Genomic DNA, 22,287 nt, shown 5'->3' with positions numbered 1-22,287 from the left:
CACTGTGTCGGTTTTCGAAGAGCTCCGCCGTTCACCTGCTCTTCGAAGCTATCCCGGCCGGAGGAGCAAAGTCCACCGATCAGGGCGAATAATCAGTAAACTTATCAAATGTTGCTGTGGGTGCAACGGCTGCCTTGTTTCTGGGTACGGGAAGAGTAGAAAGGGAACAAGGCGCAGGCACACAGGAAGGAGAGGCAATGTCCGAGGTGGAGGACTACACGGGCAGAACGGGCAGGAACGAAACCCGTGAGGAGCAGCTGGACCGGAACTGGGCCGAGCTGCTGCAGGAGATGCGGGTACTGCAGATGGGCGTCCAGATCCTGGCCGGCTTCCTGCTGACACTCCCTTTCCAGGAACGGTTTGAAGACCTTGATGATTTCCAGGTGGGGCTCTACCTGGCCAACGTGGTGGTTGCCGCGCTGACCACGGCGCTCATTCTCCTGCCGGTCAGTGTGCACCGGCGGCTCTTCCGGAAACGGCTCAAGGAAACCCTGGTCTCCAGCGGGGACACGATCGCCAAAATCACCCTTGCCGGCATCGCGCTGCTGAGCGCGGGCACCGCAGCGCTGGTCTTTGACGTGGCTGCGGGGCGCACTGCCGGCCTCACTGCGGGCGGAACGCTGATGGCCGTGATGGTGGTCCTGCTGGTCTACGTCCCCATCCACTTGAACAGGCGCGCTGCGGCCGGGCAGGCGTCGCCGGACCAGGACGAAGATTAGCCATGCGCAAATGGGTAAAGGAGCATGGGCTGCTCCTGGTGAATGCGGGCCTGTTCCTGGTCTTCTTCACCGGCATGATCCTTACCGGAGCCGCCAACTACAGCGAGGAGCAGCAGGCGCACGGGGAACCCGCAGTCTCAGTCCTCCAGTTCATGGCCACCGGCGAATTCATCGAGGCCACTTTTGAAAACTGGGAGTCCGAGTTCCTGCAGATGGCCATGTATGTGGTCCTGACTGTCTTCCTGTTCCAGAAAGGCTCATCCGAATCCAAGCCGGTGGGCAAGGACGCTCCCCAGGACGAGGACCCAAGGCAGGCGGCCATCACAAAGGCCACCCCCTGGCCGGTCAAGGCCGGCGGCGCCGCGTTGAAGGTCTACGAGCACTCGCTGTCGATCCTCCTGTTCCTGCTGTTCCTGGGCTCGTTTACGGCGCACGCACTGGGCGGGGCTGAGGCGTACAACGAGGAACAGCAAAGCCACGGGCAGCCCACCGTCACTGCCCTTCAGTATGTGGGCACAAGCCGCTTCTGGTTCGAATCCTTCCAGAACTGGCAAAGCGAATTCCTGGCCGTCGCCGTCCTGGTGGGCGCGTCGGTGTACCTGCGCGAAAAAGGATCACCCGAATCAAAGCCCGTGGCAGAACCCCATCACGACACCGGCACCTGAGCCGCTTCCCCGAAAGGAAAAGAGCATGCGAACGATCCTGAGGTCTGCACTTCTGGCACTTTTGCTCATCGCCGCACCCGCGTTTTCGCTGGGAGCGGCGCAGGCCATGCCCTCCGCCGGCGCGGCGCCTGTTGCAGCGCAGGAAGGCACCGCACCGTCCGCGGCCGGATCGGCAGTAACGGGCACATCCCCGACGCCTTCCCCCGGCGATACCGCTTCCACCGGCCCTGCGAATCCGGGCACGGGCGAGTCGGCTGAAAACGAGGCCACCAGGGTCAATTACGCCCCATGGTTCATCGCCGGGATAGCCGTCGTGGTGCTGATCCTGATCCTGGTCTGGCGGCGGCGCCGCAACACCACCATCGTGTAGTTATTCAGGCGCCCTCAAGTACCTGGCTTGTTGCCCAGGCCAGGTACTTGGCGGCGTGGGCGACGGCGTCCTGCGGGCTGGGAGCAACGTCCAGCAGCTGCGCGGCAGCCACTACCCCATGTTCAGCAAGCTCTTCAGGCGTCACCAGGATGCGCCCGGCCACCACGATCACGGGGATTCCGCGCTCCCGTGCCGCGTCCGCGAGCGCGATGGGCGCTTTTCCGGTCAAGGACTGCGAGTCCATGGAACCCTCGCCGGTGATCACCAGGTCAGTCCCGCCCAACTGTCCCGCCAGGCCGGTGAGGCCTGCCACCAGCGCGAAGCCGCCTTCCAGCGTGGCCCCGGTGAAGGCAAGGAACGACGCCGGGAAGCCGCCCGCGGCGCCAGCCCCGGGGACGTTCACGTCCCGGCCAGTTGCCTCACGGAGGATTGATGCCCAGTTGCGGAGGCCGGCGTCGAGCAGTTCCACGGTGTCCGCGTCCGCGCCCTTTTGCGGTGAGAAGACATGCGCGGCGCCCGACGCCCCAAAAAGCGGGTTGCGGACGTCCACGGCGATCCTGAAAGTGGTGGCGGCCAGCCGGGGGTCAAGGCCGCTGGTGTCCAGCGAGGCGACATCGGCAAGTGATCCGCCGCCCAGCGGTACTACGTTCCCGGCGGAATCCAGCGGCTTCAGCCCGAGGGCCCGCAGGGCGCCGCTGCCGCCGTCGGTCATTGCCGATCCGCCCAGCCCCAGCACGATTTCGGTGGCCCCGGCATCCAGGGCCGCAGCGATGAGCTGGCCGCAGCCGTAGCTGTGGGCCCGGAGCGCGTTGGCCGGGGTGGGCTTCATGTCCGCAAGGCCGGAGGCCTGGGCCGTTTCGATGACGGCGGTGACCTTGCCGTCGTCGGACTTGTGGATGGCCCATGCTGCTCCGAGGGGTGCCAGGATGGGACCCACGACGGCGTTGAGCCGCTCCTCGAAGCCGGCGGCCACGGCTGCCTCCAAGGTTCCTTCGCCGCCGTCGGCGATGGGGAACTGGGTGGCAACGGCCTCCGGGTACACCCGCAGCGCACCTTCCGCGATGGCAGCAGCGGCTTCAGCCGCCGTCAGGGAACCCTTGAACTTGTCCGGAGCAATAAGAATGCGCATGGGCTCCATCATGCCAGCCGGCGATTGGAAAGCGCTTGCCAAATCCGAAATGCGGACAGCGGGGCGCCCTGTGTCAGTGCGAGGAGCGTGACTGGCGCGGGGGCGGAGGCTGGGTCAGCCTTCGCGCCACTCGTGGCTGGTGATGTGCGATCCTGCCTGCGGGCCCATCTGCAGCATCCCGCCGTCCACTGCCCAGGAGGCGCCGTTGACGTAGCTGGCCGCCGGCGAGGCGAGGAAGGCGATGACGGCAGCAATTTCCCGCGCGTCGCCGGGCCTTCCCAGCGGGACACCCGGCCGGTCCTTTGTGGTGGGGTCCTCATCTTCCTGCCCGGTCATGGGCGTGGCGATCTCACCCGGGGCCACGCTGTTGGCTGTAATGCCGTGCTCCGCCAGCTCAAGGGCCAGCGTCTTCATGAGCCCGCCAAGGCCGTGCTTGGACGCGTCATAGGCGGACGCCCCCACCCGCGGCTGGAATTCATGGACGCTGGTGACCGCAATGAGGCGCCCTCCGCTGCCCGCCTTCACCATCCGGCGGGCCGCTGCTTGCAGGCAGGCAAACGCGCCGTTGAGGTTGGTGTCCAGGGTTCGCATCCAGGTGTCGATGTCCAGGTCCAGGAACTTGGTCCCGTCACCGGCACCTGCGTTGTTGACGAAGACGTCGACTCCGCCCAGTTCGTCTGCCAGTTCCTCAATGACGGCGGCAGCGGCACGCAGTTCGGTGGTGTCCAGCTGCCGCACCACAGCTTTGCGTCCCAGCCGGCGGACCTCCTCGGCAGTGTCCTCGGCCCCAGCTTTGTCCGAGTGCCAGGTGACGCCGACATCCATCCCCGCCCGGGCAAGGGCGACGGCGGCAGCCTTCCCTATGCCCGAGTCCGATCCCGTCACGATGGCGGTGCTTGGGGTGAATCCTGCGGTGTCCTGCATGGTGGCAGCCTTTCAGTCAGTCAAGCGGGGCAGTACGTGGATGGATGACGGCCGAGTTGCTCCTCAGCTGGCTAGGCCGGGCGGCGGAGTTCCTCCTGCCGGGTATCGCCGTCCTGTGCGGAGTGTTCCGCTTCCGGCACGGCCATCAGCGGGACGGCGAAGGTCACCACCGGACGGCCTTCGGGATCATCGGCGGACCTTATGGTCAGGCTCCTGGTTCCGGGCGGCACGGACGGGCTGAAAACCTGCAAATTCCGGGACCCCAGCGTGGCGGAGTCCTGGAAGAAGTACTCGGTGCCGAAGTGGTCCTCAAGGATGATGCGTGGCTCAGGTCCGCCATCGGAAGCCATATGGATGTTGACCACCAGCCCGGTGGCCCAGATCTCGACCGAGAGAACAGTGAATTCCGTGGAGCGGGTAACGTGCTGGCCGTAGGTGGGGGGCAGCAGCATCGTCCGGAGGCCACCGGAAGGAATAAGTTTGCGCATGGTAGTTCCTGTGGGTTCTGCTTCCGCCGGCGGCAAAGCAGCTCCGGCATGGGTGGCCGGTGCTGGGCCGTGTGCGGCTGGAAGGGTAACGGCTTAAGCGTCTTCGCGGCCGGGATTTTCCAGCCGGAAGAAATTGGACTGCTGGCCGTCGCCGCGTTGTTCCTGGTAGATGAAGTTCAGCCCGCGGGAGTCGAAGGTTTCAAACCATTCCTCCCAGCTGATGTGGCGGAGCTTGTCGTTCTCGCCACCGAAATCGATCCGGAGCACTCCGAGATGGTCGCCGTGCTCGGTGCCTTCCACGGTGGCCGGAACGCCGTTGCGTTCTTCGGCCCACTGCCGGATCACTTCGTGGTGCGTGGTGGCCAGGCTCCGGCCTTCGCGCTCGGGTTCGTCCTCCGTTGAGGTGACCTCCTGTGAGTACTTGAGGGATTTCGATGACTCGGGGCCAGTGCGGATCTTGCCTTCGTCGGGGCCGGCTCCCAGATCTTCCGGGTCCGCTCCGCGTTCGCTGGCCTTGCTGCCCTTGTCCTGTGCCACGGTGGCCGTCCTTTCCCCAAGGTCCCTAAGTAGTAAGTCTACTTACCATCTAGCCTCCAGATCCGGCCATGTGTCAAGGGTTCTGGAAGTACCTTGTGGAACGACTGTGGGGAACACCAGCCGGGACAAGCGACAGTTGCGGAAAGAGAACCGGGGACGGCTACTTCCTCGGCCGCAGCACCGCGAAATAGCCCGGAACCCGGCTTTGTCCGCCAACCCCGGTCATTGGGTTCGTTTCAATGGCCACCTCGCCGTCTGCCAGGAGCTCCCAAGCCTCCGGCGGAAAGGCCCGGGAGCGTTCATCGGGGCCAAAGTGTCCGGGCATGGGCAGCCCGCGGATCGCACGTTCCAGCGGAGCCGGGATGTTGCGGGGCGTGGCGCCGAGGTGGGAGACGTACTCCACCGGGTTGCCCTGGAAATTCGTCTCCGCCAGGAACACTGTGCCGCGGCTGCCGGCCAGCAGCCGCAGGTTTTCCACCATCGCCGCCTGGTCAGCCGCATCCAGGACGTGAAGGACGCCCCGGATGAAGGCGTTGGCGTCGCCCTGGATGTCGAGTGCTCCGGCCGCGCCGGTTTTGGTCATGTCCAGGGCCTGGTAGCGGACCCTGCTTGCCTGGCCGCCGGCACCGGACTGCGCGCCGGATTGGGCTTCGGCATGGGCTACCGCGTGCCCGGACACATCCACACCCACAGCCTCGGCGAAGACGCCGGCCAGTGCCCTGGTGAAGCGTCCGTGCCCGCACCCCATATCTATGACGGGAAGTCCACGGTCCAGGTGACGGAGCAGCACGTCCCGGTAGCCGAGGAACTCATCGTCCGTACCCGGATCCCACAGAATTTCACTTCCGGCTCCCCTGCCCCGGATACCCGCCCAGTACGTGTCCCATGCCACCGGCCGGTCCTTGGGGGCAGAGCGGGACAGCCTGATGAGCTTGGGAACCATCAGGTATTTCTGCAGGGCGGAACGCACAGACTTTGCGGCAGGGGACTTCGCTGGGGAGGACACGGAACAAATATAGGTGTCTGCTGGTCCCGGATGCGATCTGCCGGATTGCTGCAGGCTGCATGCCCGTAATTCCGGCGCTTCCCCCGCCCCCCGCCGGGACCTTTAAGTCCGCCGCCCCCTTAACGTGCGCTTTTCACCGGTCCGCCCGCCCGGCGTCGCCATACAATGAGAGTCAACTGGGAGGGAAGGGGGCACTGTGGCGGCTGAATCGCCGCGTGACCTGAGCGATCGCATCGCCGTCGTGGCTGATCCCGACGGCGGGCGGCTGGATTCGTACGCCCGGACGCTGCGGGACGCCGGCTACAGCGTCCAGTGTGCGGGGAACGCTGACGAGCTCGCAGCGGCAGTGGACTCCTGCCAGCCCTCCGTGGTGGTGGCGGACGCTTCGCTCTCCGCCGTGGAAACTTCCGCGCCGGTCCTGGTGGTAGTGGACCTGGACGATCCTGCGGAGCTCGCAGCCATGAGCCCCTCCGGCATACACGACTGCATCGCCAAGCCGCCGCCGCCCCGGGAACTGGTCCACCGCGCCACCGCGCTGATCGACCAGGTGGCCCGCCGCAAAGCCGCGCGGCAGGAAACCGAAGCCCTCCGCGAACAGCTGCGGGAGGTATCGGCAGCGGTCCGGGCAACGAACGATCCGCAGGAGATAGCCCGCCATGTGGTGGCCGGCTTTGGCCGGACGTTCAAGGCGGATCACGTATGGCTGTCCACTTTCGAAGACAGCCGGGTTCCCCGTATCAACGCTGCCTGGAGCAGGCCGGGCCTTGAGCCCCTCCCCGAACAGGCGCTTCCGGATGAAGAATACGCGCAGCAGACGGCGGACCGGCTCTGGGCCAATGCCGAGACCATGTCCACTGCCGGGACGGACGAGCCTGCGGCGGGAGATGCGCCTGCACCGGGAATCGCCAATGCCGTTTCGTCGCTGGCAGTGCCCATGGGCGAGGGGAGCTCGTCGCTGGGCATCATCTGGATCGCGATGCTTGACGGACCGCGGACATGGTCCGGCACCGAGCTCGGGCTCATGCAGCACGTGGCCGGCAATGCGGCGTACGGACTCATCCAGAGCCACCTGATCAGCAGCCAGCAGCAGGTGGTGAAGCAGCTGCAGCAGCTCGACAAGGCCAAAACGGACTTCCTGGCAACGGTGAACCATGAGCTGCGGACTCCGCTGACGTCCATTATGGCCTACCTGGACATGATCCAGGAGAGCACCGAGCAGCCCGTCTCCCCCGAAGTCCACCAGATGCTGGACATCGTGGTCCGGAACACGGAGCGGCTCCGGATCCTGATCGAGGACATGCTGAGCGTCTCGCGCAATGGCCTGGATGACAGCCTGTTGCACCTCACCCCGGTGCGGCTGGGACAAACACTGGACCTGGTTGCGGCAGCACTCAGGCCCCTGGCCACGCAGCAAAACGTCACAATCGCGGTGGACCCGGTTCCCGAGGACCCGGAGATTCTTGCCGATGAGGTGCAGCTGCAGCAGGTCTTCACCAATCTTGTCTCCAACGCCATCAAGTTCACTCCGAGCGGTGGGCGGATCGAGGTGGGCAGCGAGTCGCACTCGGCATCGGATGGCACCCGTTGGGCCACCGTCAGCGTCGCGGACACGGGTATCGGCATCTCAAGTGATGAGATCGACCACGTCTTTACGCGTTTCTACCGGGCCTCCAACGCCATGTCCGGCGCCATTCCCGGGACCGGCCTGGGGCTGGCCATCACCAAGGACATCGTGTCCCGGCACGGCGGCCGGATCGATGTGTCCTCGACCCTGGGCAGCGGTACAACGGTCACCGTCAGCCTCCCCCTTGACACCCGCAGCCAGGAAAACTGAACCCGATGCAGGAACAGAATGTTTGCGGATAACGACCCGCGGCTCTCCCAGCTCCTGGAAGGCATCGTGCGCCTTGCCTCCGGCGACCTCACCTCCCGGATCGAGGTGTCTCCCGCGCGCGATGAACTCGACGCCATCATCATGGGCACCAACCTGCTGGCCGAGGATCTGCAGATCATCTACGAAGAGCTCGAGCAGCGCGTGCAGGTGCGGACCCAGCTCCTGCACGAGGCCCACCTGGAAATGCAGAAGATGGCCATGCAGGACCCGCTCACGGGCCTGGCAAACCGCTCCGCCCTGATCGACGCTCTGAAGGGCGCACTGGAGGCGGACGACGCCGGCCCCCAGTCCGGGGAGGGCCCCGCCCTCCTGCTGATGGACCTGGACGCCTTCAAATCCATCAACGACAGCCTGGGCCACACCGCCGGCGACCATGTCCTGGTGACCGTGGGAGAAAGGATCCGCGGCGCCGTCCGTGAATCCGACGTGGTTGCCCGCCTGGGCGGTGATGAGTTCGCCATTGTCCTGCCCGCGGCGTCCCCGGACCAGGCAGGCATCGTGGGGCACCGCATCCTGGCGGCCCTGGGACAGCCGGTGGAGCTGCCCGGCCGCAGCGTGCGCTGCGGTGCGAGCATCGGGCTCAGCGCCGGCGGTGCCGGCAAGACCCCCGAGGACATGCTGATGGAAGCCGACGTCGCCATGTATGCCTCAAAGGCGGAAGGCCAGAACCGGCTGCACCGCTTCGAACCCGGGCTCCTGCTGGTCCGCAGGCTCCGCAGCCAGCTGGTGGAGGACCTGCGTGCCACCCTCAAGGACGGCGGCCTGACCCTCTACTACCAGCCCGTGGTTGAGCTGGCTACCGGACGGATCGAAGGCGTGGAGGCCCTGGTCCGCTGGAACCATCCGACCCGCGGCTTCATCATGCCCGATGAGTTCATTCCCCTCGCCGAAGAGGCCGGCCTGATCTCCGAGCTGGGGCTGTGGGTCCTCCGGGCCGCGGTGCATCAGCTCCGCGACTGGATCGGCGCAGGGCTGGTGGACAGCCGGTTCTCCGTCCGGATCAATATCTCGGCCACCGACCTGCAGAGCCTGCAGTTCATCGAGGACGTCAGGAATGTCCTGAAGGAAACCGGCGTGAGGCCTGAGCAGGTAGTGCTGGAGCTGACGGAAGTGGCAATCGTCAAAGGGAACGAGCTGGACCGCTATTCACTGGGCGGGCTGCGGGGCCTGGGCGTGGGCATCGAAATCGACGATTTTGGCACCGGGTACTCGTCCATCAGTTATTTGCGCCGGCTTCCCGTGGACCGGGTGAAGGTGGACCGGTCCCTCATCACCGGCCTGGGAACCGATCCGACCCAGCCCGCACTGGTGGCAGCGGTCCTGCAACTGGTCAGGGCCTGCGGGCTGGAGGCCGTATGGGAAGGCGTGGAGACGGCGGAGCAGGCCGAGCTCCTTCGCGGCCTGGGCTGCCTCAGCGCGCAGGGCTACTTCTTCAGCAGGCCCGTCCCGCCCGAGCAAATTCCCGAATTGTTGGCGGGCCGGGCTGAAAGCGCAGCCCAACAGGGGTAAAGTACTGCGCTTTTGTTTCCCGCGATATACGATCATCGTGCGGTGTCTGGTTTTCGTCGCCGCGAAAATCAGGTTTCAGCATGGACACCGGAATTAAAAGGCGTTTGGAAATTGAACAACATCGGGGCCACTGGGTCATTACTTCGTCAACTGGGGGCGTAGCTAATGTCGGTTCGTACACAAGCATGGGGAATTATTGCCGCTGTGCTGGCGGATACTGATCCGTCCGGAGAGGCTGTCCGGCAGCGGCTGAGCAACAGCCTGGACGAAAATCCGGGAGTGCCGGAACGGGCGCTGCTCGAATATCTCCTGGAAACGCGGCGCAGCGACGCCAACACCGTGGAAACGCTGGAGAGCGCCCGGGAAATGCGGATCACCCCCGCGGTCCCGCCAAAAGTGGCAGAACAAATCGACGCGATCCGCAGCATGTCACGCATCAGCGCGCTGCTCGAAAGCCAGATGCTCATGACCGCCTTCCAGCCAATCTATGGGCTGGAAGAAAAAACCGTGGTGGGAGTCGAGGCGTTGTCCCGGTTCGTCAGCGATGACGGAGCTGCCGCGGAACTGTGGTTTGCCGAGGCCGCCGCCGTCGGCCTCGGCGCGAACCTGGAATTCGCAGCGCTGGGATCTGCGGCCGCTGCGGCGAAGTCGCTTCCCGGGAACCTGTTCGTGTCCCTCAATATTTCGCCCGCTTCCTGCTTGGACCCCCGCCTGCCTGAATTGTTCGACCACATCGACCTGCCCATCGACCGGGTTGTGCTCGAAATGACGGAGACCGTCAAGGACGAGGAATACCCGCAGTTCATTTCCGCCATCAATCCGCTGCGGGACCGCGGCCTGAGGATCGCCGTGGACGACACCCACTCAGGGGCGGGGGCACTAAGCCGGATGGTGCACCTCCGGCCGGACTTCCTGAAACTGGGCCGGAACGTGATCGGTGATGTGGACAATGACGGCATCCAGCGCGCCCTGGCCGCCTGCCTGGTGGACTTCGCGGAGCAGATCGGCACCACCCTCGTCGCCGAAGGCGTCGAGACCGTGGGGGAACTCAAAGTCCTCACCGAGCTGGGCATCAGCGCCGGGCAGGGCTACCTGCTGGGCAGGCCTTCTGTCCGGCCCAAAGACTGGGCCAGCTGGAACGGCCGCCTCGACGTGGACGGGATCAACCGCCATCTTGCGGGAAGCGGGCAGGCCGGCGAATCGTCGGTGGCCAACGAATCGCACTGACCCCGCCGCCAGCGGGGCCGGCGGCCCTCCGGCGGACATCCGGAGGACCAGCCGCCGCTGGTGCTATTCGCTGTGCCCCTGGTCGCCGCTCATCTGGTCTTCCGCCGGAGGCGTCTCGCCCGGAGGTACTCCCCCGCCCGGTTCCAGCCCAGTGATGTTGCCCTCGGCGGGATCCGGATTCGACGAGCCGGCAGAGTCTTTCCCGCCCTGACCGGCGCCGCCGGGCTGGCCGGCAGCTGGCTGGCTCACGCCTTCCCTGGCATCGGCAGGCGGGGTCTTGCCCGGCTGGTCCGGGTTTGCTGGATCATTTTCGGGATGGTAGCTGCTCATGGTGCTTGCGTCCTTCCTGCCCGGCCGCGGTTCCTTGCCCCGGCTCTGGACTAATTGTAAGCATGCTGATAATTCTGGAAGGGTAATGCTCCGGGCATCCGCTGGGGCGCCCGGCACGCGACGTGAGAAGGAGCAGTCACATGGGTATCGGCGACAGCATCGGCAAGGCAGCAGAAAACGCCATGGAGGATCTGGCGGGGACATCGAAGCCCACAGAGTCAGCGCATGTTCCTGAACCCACCGACCCGAACGATGACGTGGAGGTCCACTCCTCCATCAGCGAGGGCTCCAATGCCATGGAGGCGGAGAAGCAGAAGGCCCCGGGGCTCAAGACCGGAGCTGCTCCGGGCCCGGTCTCCGAGTCCCCCTTTGGCGGGGACGTGGAGCCGGATAGTGAGGGTGGCGGCCCGGCCGCCGCTGGAAACAGCAGTACAGGCCAGGACGACGACGGCGGCCTCACCGGCGGCGCGCAGGCACCGGGCGGCTCTCCCGCATCCCAGCGTGGCGTCCCGGGCTCAGGAGGCCTGCCGGAGTCCAACCCTGACGAATTGCGGGCCGACCCGTCCGAAGGCGACCAGGACCCGTCCACCAGCACCGGCCGCGGTTAGCAGCCGCGCGGGATCCGGGGAGTAGACAGCACGGCTGGCGCCGGCGCCGTCAGCCGTGCGGCCACTCTCCGCGTTCAAGCAGCACCCCGCGGAGCAGGTCCGCACGGTCGGTGACCAGCCCGTCCACGCCGAGCTCCAGGAGCCGGTGCATCTCGTCCGGATCGTTGATGGTCCAGACGTGCACTACGAGGCCCAGGGCGTGGGCGCGGCGGACAAAGCCGGGCGTCACCACCTGCAGCTGGCCATAGCGCACCGGAACCTGCAGGGCGTGGACTCCGCGAAGGTTCCAGCGCATGCTCCACCTGAAGACCGGCCCGGGGAGCAGGCGGCCCAGTAGCGTGAACAAGCCCACCGACACCACACCGGCCGATGCCGCCACCGGCTGGCTCAGCAACTTCAGCACCGCCCGCCGCCGGCGGTCCGAGAAACTGGTCAGCAATACCCGGTGGTGCACCTGGTGTTTTTCGATTCCGGCCGCGATGCTGCGGACGGAGTTCCAGTCCTTGACGTCCACGTTGAGCCGGACCCCGGGCAACTCCTCCAGCAGTTCGTCCCACCGCGGGATAGGCTCGCGCCCGCCGATCCGTGCGTTAGCCACCTCGTGGGCGGGGAGCTCGGACACCTTTCCGCTGCCGTCGGTCACGCGGTCCAGCGTTTCATCGTGGAAGAGGAGCACTACCCCGTCGGCGGTCGTGTGGACATCGGTTTCGAGGTAGCGGTAGCCGAGGTCGACGGCGGCGCGGAACGCGGCCATGGAATTTTCCAGGCCGTCACGTGAAAATCCCCGATGCGCCATCGCGATGGGCATCGGGGACCCGTCCGCGGCGGCATGGTCAAAGAACGGAAGGCTCACACTGCGAGCGTACCCCTGCCGCAGCAGGCCGGGTCAGCGTCAGCCCTCGTGCGTGACTGCGTCTTCTTCAAGAACGATGTCCACGCCATCGCTGCAGTGCAGCAGCGTCCGGCCGCGGCCGCCGTCGAAATCGATCCACACCGCGGAGTGGTCAGCGGTGACTGCATCAACCAGACCGCCGGCCTCGAAGCCGGGAGCGAAGAGGACGCGGACGCGGTCGCCCTGCCTGAGCTTCTTCCAGTGCGGCGCGGGCGCCGCCTGGCGCGGCACGTCAGCGGTTCCAAGCTTAGTTTTTCTTGCCATTGCTACCCCTCGAGCCTGTTACCCCTTGAGCCGGGATGGAGGGGTTGGGCCCTCCATCCCCAACGTTAGGGAGCGAAGGTGAACGTGAGGTGAGCGCCAGCTGTGAAAACGGGGCAATGTCCAGCGCACCTGGGAGAAAGTGCGGCACTTGGGCGGGGCAATGTCCCGCGCCGGGATCAGGAAAGCCGCACGCCCAGCGAGGCCAGCCGCGATTCCAGAACCTGGGCCACGCCGTCGTCGTCGAAATGCGGCGCCTGCTGCCCGGCCGCGCGGATGGCTTCCGGATGCCCGCTGGCCATGGCGTAGCCGTGCCCGGCCCAGCGGAGCATCTCGATGTCGTTGGGCATGTCCCCGAACGCCACCACGTCCTCGGCACCGATGCCCAGGGCGGAGGCGTACTCGGCCAGGGTGACGGCCTTGTTGACCCCGGGCAGGGCGAGCTCGAGCATGGACACCCCGGGTGAGGAATGGGTGGCGGAGGCGAGGTGTTCGACGGCGGGGGCCACCTCGGCGAGGAAGTCGTCGGCGGTGCCTTCGCGGACAATTGCCAGGAACTTCACCACGGCGTCGTCTTTAACCAGCGTTTCCGCCAGCGGCGCCGGCGTGAATTCAGAGAGCAGTTCGCTGGAGCCGTTTTCGATGAACCCGGGTTCAAGATGGAACCCGCCGAGCGTCTCGGCGGCGAACAGCGCTGCGGGGCGCAGCCGTTTGATGACGCGGCGGACTTCCAGGACCGCATCGAGGGTCAGCGTCCGGGCGGAAACCAGCTTGTCAGCCTCAAGGTCCCAGACCACGGCTCCGTTGGAGCAGATGACGGTGCCGGTATGGCCCAGCTGGTCCTGCAGGGGGTGCAGCCAGCGCGGCGGGCGCCCGGTGACAAAAACGAGTTCGACGCCGGCATCCCGGCAGGCGTGGAAGGCACGGACGGTGCGGCCGCTGATTTTTCCGTCGTGGCCGAGGATCGTTCCGTCAATGTCGCTTGCTACCAACCGCATCCTGCCAGTCTACGTTGCGGGCCTGCGTCCCCTCCCACCCAGCCGGGCGGTGACCTTCGCTGCGGCCCCGGCGCAGGCCTCCCCCAGCGCCTGCAGCCTGTCCTGGGACACCCGGAACCGGGGTGCCGGGATCAGGACGGCGGCCACCACCTCGCCCCGGTGGTCAAAGACGGGAGCTGCGAGGCCCACCTCGTCGATGGAGGTTTCCCCGTAGTTGACGGCCCAGCCGCGCCGGATGTCATCTTTCAGCCGGACCAGGTAGCCGTCCAGGCTGGAGTCGTCCAGGCCCGGATAGCTGATGGCCCCGCTGCTGAGGAGGGAGCGGACCCGGGGTTCGGGTTCGCGGGCCAGGAAGACCTGGACGGAGGCGCTGAGGGCGTCGTTGTACCGGGCTCCCAGCGGCGTGGTGTGCTTGATCTGGTGGTGGCTGGCGATCTGCTCCACGCAAATGGATTCATCACCGCTCCACACCATGAGGGCGCTTGTTTCGCCGGTCTGTTCTGACAGCTCACGCAGTACGGGATAGGCAACCCGGCGCTCCTCAAGCTCGGCGAGGAGCGGCCCGGCCACGGCAATCAGTCCCAGCCCAAGCCGGAACCGCCGCGTTTCGGCGTCCCGCTCCACCAGGTGCTCCTGCTCGAAGGTGGCCAGTATCCGCGAGACCGTGCTCTTGTGCAGCCCCACCCGGTTGGCGATCTCGGTGACGCCGAGCAGGGGCTCGTCCGCCGAGAAGGTCCGGAGGACCGCGATCGCGTTGACGATGACGGAAGCGCCCTTGCTGTCGCCGTTGCCTGTGGTCTCGGGTTCTGTTGCAGTCATGGTGCTACCCATCATTCCCTAAGGGAGGGCCGGAAGCGGCGCCAGGGGGTTGGCGCCGCTTCCGGGTGTTCGTTGACACAGGGAGGAGATTAGGCGCCGATGATGTTGTGCTCGGGGCCGAACGGGAACTTGGTGATGTTCTCCGCGCCGTCCTCGCCCACCACCAGGATGTCGTGCTCGCGGTAGCCGCCGGCGCCCGGCTGGCCGTCCAGGACGGTGATCATCGGTTCCATGGAGACCACCATGCCCGGCTCCAGGACCGTGTCGATGTCCTCGCGGAGTTCGAGTCCGGCTTCGCGGCCGTAGTAGTGGCTCAGGACGCCGAACGAGTGGCCGTAGCCGAACGTGCGGTTGGCCAGGAGCCCGTAACCCACGTAGATCTCGTTGAGCTCAGCGGCGATGTCCTTGCAGACGGCTCCCGGCTTGATCAGCTCCAGGCCGCGCTTGTGGACCTCCACGTTGATGTTCCACAGCTCCAATGAGCGGGCATCCGGTTCACCGTAGAACAGCGTCCGCTCCAGCGCCGTGTAGTAGCCGGACGTCATGGGGAAGCAGTTCAGGGACAGGATGTCGTGTTCCTGGATCTTGCGGGTGGTGGCCCAGTTGTGGGCACCGTCGGTGTTGATGCCGGACTGGAACCACACCCAGGTGTCGCGGATCTCTGAGTCGGGGAAGGTCCGGGCGATCTCGTGGACCATGGCCTCGGTGCCGATCAGCGCAACCTCGTACTCGGTGATCCCCGCGGTGATGGCGTTGCGGATGGCTTCGCCGCCGAGGTCGCCGATGCGGGCGCCGTGCTTGATGACTTCGATTTCCTCGGCAGACTTGATCATGCGCTGGCGCATGGCTGCCTGGGCCACGTCCACCAGGGTGGCGGACGGGAAGGCCGCCTGGATCTTGTTGCGGTTGTCCAGCGGCAGCGAGTCGTCCTCGACGCCGAGGCGGCGTGGGTTGATGCCGCGGGTCCGCAGGACTTCCTGGATCGCGAAGATGTAGTTGTCGCGGCGCCAGTCCGTGTACACGATGTTGTCGCCGTAGCTGCGGCGCCAAGGCATGCCGGCGTCGATATTGGCGGTGACGGTGACGGTGTCATCCTTGGTGACCACCATGCCGTAGGAGCGTCCGAAGGTGGTGAAGAGGAAGTCGGAGTAGTACTTGATGGAGTGGTAGCTGGTGAGGACGACGGCGTCCAGGTCCTTCTCTGCCATGATGCGGCGCAGGCCGGCCAGGCGGCGCTCGAACTCGGTATCGGAGAACGTGAGGCTGACCTTCTCGCCGTTCTTGAGGATCTTGGTGCGCTCGAGTTCGGCGACGGTGGTGGCGTTGGTGGTGGCGTTCTCGGTGGTGATGGTCATCGTGGCGATGCCTTTCTCTAATGCATTTCTTGAGGTGCGGTTGGTTTGGTTTAGGGAGGGAAGCTATTCGTGCCGCAGGGGCTCTTTGCAGGTTTCCCGGGAGAGGGACACTGCGATGAGGGAGACGACGGCGGCAGCCACCAGGTACCAGGCCGGTGCCAGGTCGCTGGCGGTTGCGGCGATGAGGAGCGTTGCCATGAACGGGGCGGTGCCGCCGAACAGGGCGTTGGAAAGGTTGAAGCTGACCGCAAAGCCGCTGTAACGGACCCGGGTGGGGAACATTTCCGCCAGGAAGCTGGGGAGCGTGCCGTCGTTGAGGGTGAGCATGGCGCCCAGCAGGATCTGGACCAGGACGATGACCAGGAAGTTGCCGGTGCCGAGCAGTGCGAAGGCCGGGACGGTCAGGACAATAAAGGCAACCGAAGCGCTGATCAGCACCTTCTTGCGCCCGTACCGGTCCGAGAGCATGCCGGTGAGGAAGATGAAGCCGATGTAGGTGATCAGGGCGATGGTGGTGGCCAGGAAGGATTCGGTTTCGCCCAGGCCCAGCTCAGAGGACAGATAGGTGGGCATGTAGCTGAGGATCACGTAGAAGCCGACGGCGTTGAGCAGTACGGCGCCGACGGCCTGCAGCAGCTGCCGCCAGTGATTGCGGAAGAGGCTGGACACAGGGGCCTTGACGGCGTGGTCCTCGGCGGCCAGTTCCCGGAACACGGGGGTGTCCTCGAGCTTGGTCCGGATGTACCGGCCGATCAGGCCCATTGGGGCCGCCAGCAGGAAGGGCAGCCGCCAGCCCCAGCTCTGCATCGCATCGGAGGAGAGCAAGGTAGTCAGCAGGCCGGCCATGAGCGAACCGAGGAGCAGGCCGGCGGCGGTGCTGGCGGGGACGACGGCGGCGTAGAGGCCGCGGCGGTTGGCGGGGGCGTACTCCACCAGGAAGGCCGAGGCGCCGGCGTATTCGCCGGAGGCAGAGAAGCCCTGGACCACCCTGATGATCAGGAGCAGGACGGGCGCCCAGATGCCGATCGTGTCATAGCCCGGGATCAGGGCGATGCAGAACGTCGCTCCAGACATGATGAGGATTGACAGGGAGAGTGCCGTCCGCCGGCCCACCCTGTCGCCGATGTGGCCCCAGATGAATCCGCCGAGCGGGCGTACCAGGAACGAGATGGCAAAGAGGGCGAAGGTCAGCAGCAGCCCGGTTTGCGGATCGGATTCCGGAAAGAAGACCGTTGCGATGGTGACGGCCAGGTAGCCGTAGACGGCGTAGTCGAACCATTCAACGAAGTTGCCGATGAAGCTGGCAGCGATGACCCGGCGCCTGGTTTCCTTGCTGACGGCGTTGTCGGCAGGGGCGGGGCGCGGATCACTCAGGGTGCCGCCCGGGGAGCGGCGGCGGGATGGGGAGGAAGTTTCGTTACTCATGTATCCACCAAAGTGTCTGGGGTTGCATTCAGCGCAACGCTGTTGCAACAGACTAAGGTGTGATGGCCGCCACGGTCAATGGTTGCGGAGCGGATACTTTTTCTGGTTCTTCGTAAGAGGTGTGCAGTGCCCTAACTGGACCCAGGCCTGCGCGGCACTCGGAGCGGCGTACGCACCGGATCACTGCAGTTGTCGCAGATGCAATAGAGTTGCATCAGTATTCCAATCACCCCTTGGCGTGCTCTCGCTTTACGCCCCCTACGCGCGGGCGGTCTATTGACACCCCCAATGCCGACTGACATATTTCGAGTAAGCGCTGTGCGCATCGTGTTGTGCATTACGCAATTAGCGGCAACGGGCTGGAGGAGATCGCGTGGCCCGACCACCCGTCTGGTTGCCCGCCACCCGCCCATTTGGGTAGTCCCCGGAGAGGCCACAGCTTCTAGACTTGGTAGTCGGGCCGGGATCTTTGTCCGGCCAATGAAAGGAACACAGGAATCATGGTTCATAAAGTCAAGGCAGTCATCGCCAAGGAAAAGAACGCTCCGGTGTCGGTGGAGACCATTTTGGTGCCGGATCCGGGCCCGGGCGAGGCCCTCGTGGACATTCTGACGTGCGGGGTGTGCCACACGGACCTGCACTATAAGCAGGGCGCCATCAACGATGACTTCCCCTTCCTGCTGGGCCATGAAGCCACCGGTGTTGTCAGCGCCGTAGGCGACGGTGTTACCTCCATCGCCCCCGGCGACCGTGTGATCCTGAACTGGCGTGCCGTCTGCGGTGAATGCCGCGCCTGCGCCAAGGGCCAGCCGCAGTACTGCTTCAACACCGCCAACGCCACCCAGAAAATGACCCTGGAAGACGGCACCGAACTCTCTCCCGCTCTTGGCATCGGGGCCTTCGCGGAGAAAACCCTCGTTGCCGCCGGTCAGTGCACCAAGGTGGATCCGGAGGCTGATGCTGCCGCCGTCGGGCTGCTGGGCTGCGGCGTAATGGCCGGCATCGGCGCTGCCATCAACACCGGCGAGGTCAAGCGCGGAGAGTCCGTCGCGGTGATTGGCTGCGGCGGTGTGGGCATCGCCGCGATCGCCGGCGCCAAGCTGGCAGGTGCAACGACGATCATCGCGGTGGACATCGATGCGAACAAGGTGGACATGGCCAAGTCGCTCGGCGCCACCCACGGCATCGACTCCAGCAAAGAGGACCCCATCGAGGCCATCCGGGCCCTCACCAACGGCAACGGAGCGGACGTGGTGATTGACGCCGTCGGCCGTCCCGAAACCTACAAGCAAGCGTTCTACGCCCGCGACCTCGCCGGCCGCGTGGTCCTGGTGGGCGTCCCGACGCCGGACATGAAGCTGGAACTGCCGCTGCTGGACGTCTTCGGCCGCGGCGGCTCGCTCAAGTCTTCCTGGTACGGGGACTGCCTGCCCTCCCGAGACTTCCCCATGCTCGTGGCGCACTACAAGCAGGGCAACCTGGACCTGGATGCCTTCGTCTCGGAGCGCATTACCATCGACCAGGTGGAGGAAGCCTTCGACAAGATGCACGCGGGCAAGGTGCTGCGTTCGGTGGTGGAGCTCTAATGGCGGTCACCATCGAGAACCTGGTCACCTCGGGCACTTTTTCGCTCGACGGCGGCACCTGGGACGTGGACAACAACGTCTGGATCGTAGGCAATGACGAGGAGTGCGTGATTATCGACTCCCCGCACGACGCCGCCGCGATCATCAACCAGGTCCGGGGCCGGAAGGTCCTTGCCGTCCTTCAAACCCACGCGCACAACGACCACATCGGCGCTGCGCGTGAGGTTGCCGAGGCCGTAGGCGCCCCGATCTACCTGAACCCCGAGGACCTGGTCCTCTGGGAACAGGTCTACCCGGACGCCAAGCCGGACCGGGAACTGAACGACGGGGACGTGTTCGAGGTCGGCGGGGCTGTCCTGCGGGCCATCCATACACCCGGCCACTCCCCCGGCTCCACCTGCTTCTACCTGGAAAGCGAAGCAACGGTCTTCACCGGGGACACACTGTTCAACGGCGGCCCGGGCGCCACCGGACGGTCCTACAGCGACTACCCCACCATCCTGGCCTCGATCCGGGAACGCCTGCTCACCCTCCCTCCCGAGACTGTGGTCCGCACCGGCCACGGCGACAACACCACCATCGGGGCGGAAAAGGAAACGCTGGCAAAGGTTTCGCAGTAGCCGGCGGCACAAGGAACTCGCGAGGGGCGCGCCGGGACTGCCTGGCGCGCCTTCGCGGCGCCGCAGCGGGCAGCAGTACATTCGCAGCGCAGTAAAAGCAGGCACCAGGAAGATCTGTGCCGGTAAGGAAGTTGGAACAATGAAGTTCGGTAAGCAGCCCGCCCCCGTTGCGGATATTGACGAGGACAACCTCGAAGTCCATAAGCCCAAGGCCGAGGCCGCCGGCGTGAAGGCCGTGATGGTCGCACTGGAACGCGCCGTGGCGCAGGCCGGCGTGGCCCGCACGGCGCACTCCCTGCTGCGGCTGAACCAGCGGGGCGGTTTCGACTGCCCCGGCTGCGCCTGGCCGGAATCGGACAAGAAGCGCAAGACCGCAGAGTTCTGCGAGAACGGCGCCAAGGCCGTGGCCGAGGAGAACACCCTCCGGACCGTCGGCGCCGAATTCTGGGCGAAACACTCCATCGCCGAACTCTCCACGAAGACCGAATACTGGCTGGGCAACCAGGGCCGGCTGAGTGAACCCGTAGTGATTCGGGCAGGCGAGACGCACTACTCCCCCATCTCGTGGGCGGAGGCGTTTGAGCTGATCGGTGAGCATGTGCGGGCCACCACGGCCGACCGCTGCGTCTTCTACACCTCCGGGCGCACCGCGAACGAGACAGCGTTTATGTACCAGCTGTTCGCGCGGGCGCTGGGTACCAACAACCTGCCGGACTGCTCCAACATGTGCCACGAGTCCTCCGGTTCTGCCCTGAACCCGACGATAGGCATCGGCAAGGGCACGGTGTCCCTGGATGACATCCACGATTCCGAGCTGATCTTCGTGGTGGGACAGAACCCGGGGACCAACCATCCGCGGATGCTGTCCGCGCTGAAGGAGTGCAAGGACAAGGGCGGCAAGGTGGTGGCGGTCAACCCGCTGCCCGAGGCAGGCCTGTTCAATTTCAAGGATCCCCAGACCGTCTCCGGTGTGGTGGGCGGCGGAACCCCGCTCGCGGACGAATACCTGCAAATCAAGGTGGGCGGTGACCTGGCGCTGTTCCAGGCCCTGGGCCACCTGCTCCTGGCGGAGGAAGAGCGGAACCCGGGAACCGTCGTCGACCATTCCTTCATCGAGGCGCAGACGGACGGGTTCGCCGCCTACCGCGATGCCCGCGGGGAGCTGGACTGGGCCGAAACCGAAAAGGCCACGGGGCTGGCCCGGGAACAGATCGAAAAGGTTGCCTCCATGCTGGTGGCCTCCAAGGCCACCATCTTCTGCTGGGCCCTGGGCGTAACGCAGCAGCCTCACTCGGTGGACACCATCAAGGAAATGGTCAACGTCCTGCTCCTGCAGGGCAACTTCGGCAAGCCCGGCGCCGGCGCCTGCCCCGTCCGCGGGCACTCCAACGTCCAGGGCGACCGGACCATGGGCATCTGGGAAAAGCCCAAGGAATGGCTCCTGGAAGCGCTGGATACCGAGTTCGGGATCACCTCGCCGCGGCACCACGGGTACGACGCCGTGGAGGCGATGGAGGCGTTCGAACGGGACGAGGTGGACGTCTTTGTCTCCATGGGCGGCAACTTCTCCCTGGCCTGCTCAGACACCGAGACCCTGGAAGCCGGCATGCAGCGGATCGGGCTGACGGTGCACATCTCCACCAAACCCAACCGTTCACACGTTGTCCACGGCCGCACCTCACTGATCCTGCCCACCCTGGGCCGGACGGACAAGGATGACAAGCACCCCAACGGCGCCCAGTTCCTCTCAGTGGAGGACTCGATGTCCGTGGTCCACTCCACCCAGGGCCGCTTGGCCCCGGTCTCCGAGCACCTGCTCGCCGAGCCGGTGATCGTGGCGCGGATGGCCGAGGCGACGTTCGGCCCCAACCATGCGGTGGACTGGAAGGCCATGGCCGAGGACTATGACGTGATCAGGGACCACATTTCCCGCGTGCTGCCCGGCTTCGAGGACTTCAACGCCAGGGTCCGGACCAAGAACGGGTTCGTGCTGCCCAACCCGCCGCGCGACACCCGGTCCTTCAAGACCGACATCGGCCGGGGCCGCTTCACCGTCAGCCCGCTGGAATACCTCACCCCGCCCACCGGGCACCTGGTGCTCCAGACCATCCGCAGCCACGACCAGTACAACACCACCTACTACGGCCTGGACGACCGGTACCGGGGCATCTCCGGCGGCCGCCGCGTCATCCTGGTCCACCCCGAGGACCTGGTGGAACTGGGCTTCAAGGACCGTGACCTGGTGGACGTGGTCAGCACCTTCCGCGGCCACGACCGGCAGGCGGACAAGTTCCGCCTGGTGGCCTACCCCACCGCCAAAGGCTGCGCCGCCGCGTACTTCCCCGAAGCCAACGCCCTGGTCCACAAGGAAAACGTGGCCCGGGAATCCAACACGCCCGGCTTCAAGGCCATGTTCGTCCGCTTCGTGCCGCACCTCGCCGAAACCACTGGCCAGGAGTCTTCCGAAGAACTGGAGCCTGCCGCGGCGGGATAGTTCCAGGGCTTTATAGGCATTACGACGACGGCGACCTTCGGCACGTGCCGAAGGTCGCCGTCGCTTTTGTGTAGTTGTCGCTTTCTGTACCGTGGGCCGCTGCTTAGACGGGGTTGTTGCCGTCGGGCTCGGCCTCGGGATCCAGGCCCTTGCCGTAGCCGCTGGCCGAGGCGAGCCCGCCCACCTGCTGGCCCGCGTTAGTCTGTCCGGGCGTAAAGCCGCTGTCCGGTGCCTCCTGGGGCTCTCCCCCGGATTCCGGTGCGACATCCTGCCGCAGGTGCTCGTCTGAAGGAACGTTCTTGGAAACCTCTTCGTCAGCCATCCCTCCAGCCAAGCACCAGGAGCAGGACGAGGCAAGGTTATGCCGCCAGACGCCCAGGAGCGCAGTTATGCCGCCAGGCACCCAGGAGCGCAGCCGGCAGATCTACCCG

The 22,287-nt window shown here is 65.8% G+C and carries 23 protein-coding genes; 10 read left to right on the top strand and 13 right to left on the bottom strand.

Annotated elements, in window-relative coordinates; translation table 11 throughout:
- Positions 1 to 197: 197 nt before the first annotated feature.
- The 3 genes from ABRP28_RS16830 to ABRP28_RS16820 are packed head-to-tail and all read left to right on the top strand — an operon-like array spanning position 198 to position 1,754.
- Positions 198 to 719 (top strand): DUF6328 family protein, encoded by a 522-nt coding sequence (locus tag ABRP28_RS16830; protein ID WP_350001406.1) that lies wholly within the window; start codon positions 198 to 200, stop codon positions 717 to 719.
- Positions 720 to 721: 2 nt separating this feature from the next.
- Positions 722 to 1,384 (top strand): DUF6766 family protein, encoded by a 663-nt coding sequence (locus ABRP28_RS16825; protein WP_350001407.1) that lies wholly within the window; start codon positions 722 to 724, stop codon positions 1,382 to 1,384.
- Positions 1,385 to 1,409: 25 nt separating this feature from the next.
- Positions 1,410 to 1,754, top strand: a complete 345-nt coding sequence (locus tag ABRP28_RS16820; RefSeq protein ID WP_350001409.1) for a LuxR family transcriptional regulator — start codon at positions 1,410 to 1,412, stop codon at positions 1,752 to 1,754.
- A gap of 4 nt (positions 1,755 to 1,758) precedes the next feature.
- Here the strand turns inward: ABRP28_RS16820 and ABRP28_RS16815 are convergent, their stop codons facing one another.
- From ABRP28_RS16815 to ABRP28_RS16795, 5 genes are all read right to left on the bottom strand, one after another.
- Positions 1,759 to 2,883: a glycerate kinase gene (locus ABRP28_RS16815; RefSeq protein ID WP_350001410.1), complete on the bottom strand. Its 1,125-nt coding sequence runs from the start codon at positions 2,881 to 2,883 to the stop codon at positions 1,759 to 1,761.
- A gap of 114 nt (positions 2,884 to 2,997) precedes the next feature.
- Positions 2,998 to 3,807: an SDR family oxidoreductase gene (locus ABRP28_RS16810; RefSeq protein ID WP_350001411.1), complete on the bottom strand. Its 810-nt coding sequence runs from the start codon at positions 3,805 to 3,807 to the stop codon at positions 2,998 to 3,000.
- Positions 3,808 to 3,878: 71 nt separating this feature from the next.
- Entirely contained in the window at positions 3,879 to 4,295 is a 417-nt protein-coding gene (locus ABRP28_RS16805; protein WP_350001412.1) for a hypothetical protein, read from the bottom strand.
- 93 nt (positions 4,296 to 4,388) lie between these two features.
- Positions 4,389 to 4,832 (bottom strand): hypothetical protein, encoded by a 444-nt coding sequence (locus ABRP28_RS16800; RefSeq protein ID WP_350001414.1) that lies wholly within the window; start codon positions 4,830 to 4,832, stop codon positions 4,389 to 4,391.
- A gap of 160 nt (positions 4,833 to 4,992) precedes the next feature.
- Positions 4,993 to 5,775: a class I SAM-dependent methyltransferase gene (locus ABRP28_RS16795; protein WP_350001598.1), complete on the bottom strand. Its 783-nt coding sequence runs from the start codon at positions 5,773 to 5,775 to the stop codon at positions 4,993 to 4,995.
- Between the two features lie 259 nt (positions 5,776 to 6,034).
- Here ABRP28_RS16795 and ABRP28_RS16790 point away from each other — a divergent pair, with 259 nt between their 5' ends.
- The 3 genes from ABRP28_RS16790 to ABRP28_RS16780 all read left to right on the top strand — a co-directional run bounded on the left by ABRP28_RS16790 (position 6,035) and on the right by ABRP28_RS16780 (position 10,468).
- Entirely contained in the window at positions 6,035 to 7,672 is a 1,638-nt protein-coding gene (locus ABRP28_RS16790) for an ATP-binding protein (RefSeq protein WP_350001416.1), read from the top strand.
- 18 nt (positions 7,673 to 7,690) lie between these two features.
- Positions 7,691 to 9,241, top strand: coding sequence for an EAL domain-containing protein (locus tag ABRP28_RS16785; protein WP_350001418.1), 1,551 nt, complete (start codon positions 7,691 to 7,693; stop codon positions 9,239 to 9,241).
- Positions 9,242 to 9,406: 165 nt separating this feature from the next.
- Complete coding sequence (locus tag ABRP28_RS16780; protein ID WP_350001419.1) at positions 9,407 to 10,468, top strand: EAL domain-containing protein; 1,062 nt, start codon at positions 9,407 to 9,409, stop codon at positions 10,466 to 10,468.
- A gap of 63 nt (positions 10,469 to 10,531) precedes the next feature.
- Here the strand turns inward: ABRP28_RS16780 and ABRP28_RS16775 are convergent, their stop codons facing one another.
- Positions 10,532 to 10,798 carry a DUF6480 family protein gene (locus ABRP28_RS16775; RefSeq protein ID WP_231456350.1) on the bottom strand — a complete coding sequence of 89 codons (267 nt, stop codon included), beginning with the start codon at positions 10,796 to 10,798 and terminating at the stop codon, positions 10,532 to 10,534.
- A 140-nt stretch (positions 10,799 to 10,938) separates the two neighbouring features.
- Here ABRP28_RS16775 and ABRP28_RS16770 point away from each other — a divergent pair, with 140 nt between their 5' ends.
- On the top strand, positions 10,939 to 11,406 hold the full coding sequence (locus tag ABRP28_RS16770) for a hypothetical protein (protein ID WP_350001421.1): 468 nt from the start codon (positions 10,939 to 10,941) through the stop codon (positions 11,404 to 11,406).
- A 49-nt stretch (positions 11,407 to 11,455) separates the two neighbouring features.
- On the opposite strand, the gene ABRP28_RS16765 is transcribed toward ABRP28_RS16770, so the two are convergent.
- The 6 genes from ABRP28_RS16765 to ABRP28_RS16740 form a co-directional block, all read right to left on the bottom strand.
- Positions 11,456 to 12,214, bottom strand: a complete 759-nt coding sequence (locus tag ABRP28_RS16765; RefSeq protein ID WP_350001600.1) for a glycerophosphodiester phosphodiesterase — start codon at positions 12,212 to 12,214, stop codon at positions 11,456 to 11,458.
- Between the two features lie 84 nt (positions 12,215 to 12,298).
- Positions 12,299 to 12,562: a hypothetical protein gene (locus tag ABRP28_RS16760; RefSeq protein WP_350001423.1), complete on the bottom strand. Its 264-nt coding sequence runs from the start codon at positions 12,560 to 12,562 to the stop codon at positions 12,299 to 12,301.
- A gap of 176 nt (positions 12,563 to 12,738) precedes the next feature.
- Positions 12,739 to 13,557, bottom strand: coding sequence for an HAD family hydrolase (locus tag ABRP28_RS16755; RefSeq protein WP_350001425.1), 819 nt, complete (start codon positions 13,555 to 13,557; stop codon positions 12,739 to 12,741).
- Between the two features lie 9 nt (positions 13,558 to 13,566).
- Positions 13,567 to 14,376, bottom strand: coding sequence for an IclR family transcriptional regulator (locus ABRP28_RS16750; RefSeq protein WP_350001426.1), 810 nt, complete (start codon positions 14,374 to 14,376; stop codon positions 13,567 to 13,569).
- 89 nt (positions 14,377 to 14,465) lie between these two features.
- Positions 14,466 to 15,731 (bottom strand): aminopeptidase P family protein, encoded by a 1,266-nt coding sequence (locus tag ABRP28_RS16745; RefSeq protein WP_350001428.1) that lies wholly within the window; start codon positions 15,729 to 15,731, stop codon positions 14,466 to 14,468.
- A 63-nt stretch (positions 15,732 to 15,794) separates the two neighbouring features.
- Complete coding sequence (locus ABRP28_RS16740; RefSeq protein ID WP_350001429.1) at positions 15,795 to 17,156, bottom strand: MFS transporter; 1,362 nt, start codon at positions 17,154 to 17,156, stop codon at positions 15,795 to 15,797.
- A 500-nt stretch (positions 17,157 to 17,656) separates the two neighbouring features.
- Here ABRP28_RS16740 and ABRP28_RS16735 point away from each other — a divergent pair, with 500 nt between their 5' ends.
- The 3 genes from ABRP28_RS16735 (at position 17,657) to ABRP28_RS16725 (ending at position 21,856) form a co-directional block, all read left to right on the top strand.
- Positions 17,657 to 18,742, top strand: coding sequence for an S-(hydroxymethyl)mycothiol dehydrogenase (locus tag ABRP28_RS16735; protein ID WP_350001431.1), 1,086 nt, complete (start codon positions 17,657 to 17,659; stop codon positions 18,740 to 18,742).
- Complete coding sequence (locus ABRP28_RS16730; RefSeq protein ID WP_350001432.1) at positions 18,742 to 19,362, top strand: MBL fold metallo-hydrolase; 621 nt, start codon at positions 18,742 to 18,744, stop codon at positions 19,360 to 19,362. The genes ABRP28_RS16735 and ABRP28_RS16730 overlap by 1 nt, the downstream gene beginning before the upstream one ends.
- Before the next feature lie 139 nt (positions 19,363 to 19,501).
- On the top strand, positions 19,502 to 21,856 hold the full coding sequence (locus ABRP28_RS16725; protein ID WP_350001434.1) for an FdhF/YdeP family oxidoreductase: 2,355 nt from the start codon (positions 19,502 to 19,504) through the stop codon (positions 21,854 to 21,856).
- Between the two features lie 103 nt (positions 21,857 to 21,959).
- On the opposite strand, the gene ABRP28_RS16720 is transcribed toward ABRP28_RS16725, so the two are convergent.
- A complete protein-coding gene (locus tag ABRP28_RS16720; RefSeq protein ID WP_350001436.1) occupies positions 21,960 to 22,178 on the bottom strand; it encodes a hypothetical protein in 219 nt (72 codons plus the stop codon).
- Between the last annotated feature and the right edge of the window lie 109 nt (positions 22,179 to 22,287).

This window comes from Pseudarthrobacter sp. WHRI 8279, from assembly GCF_040224115.2.
GTDB lineage: Bacteria > Actinomycetota > Actinomycetes > Actinomycetales > Micrococcaceae > Arthrobacter.
The sequence above is the reverse complement of the archived record's forward strand: the minus strand, read 5'-3'. Positions and strand labels throughout refer to the sequence as shown.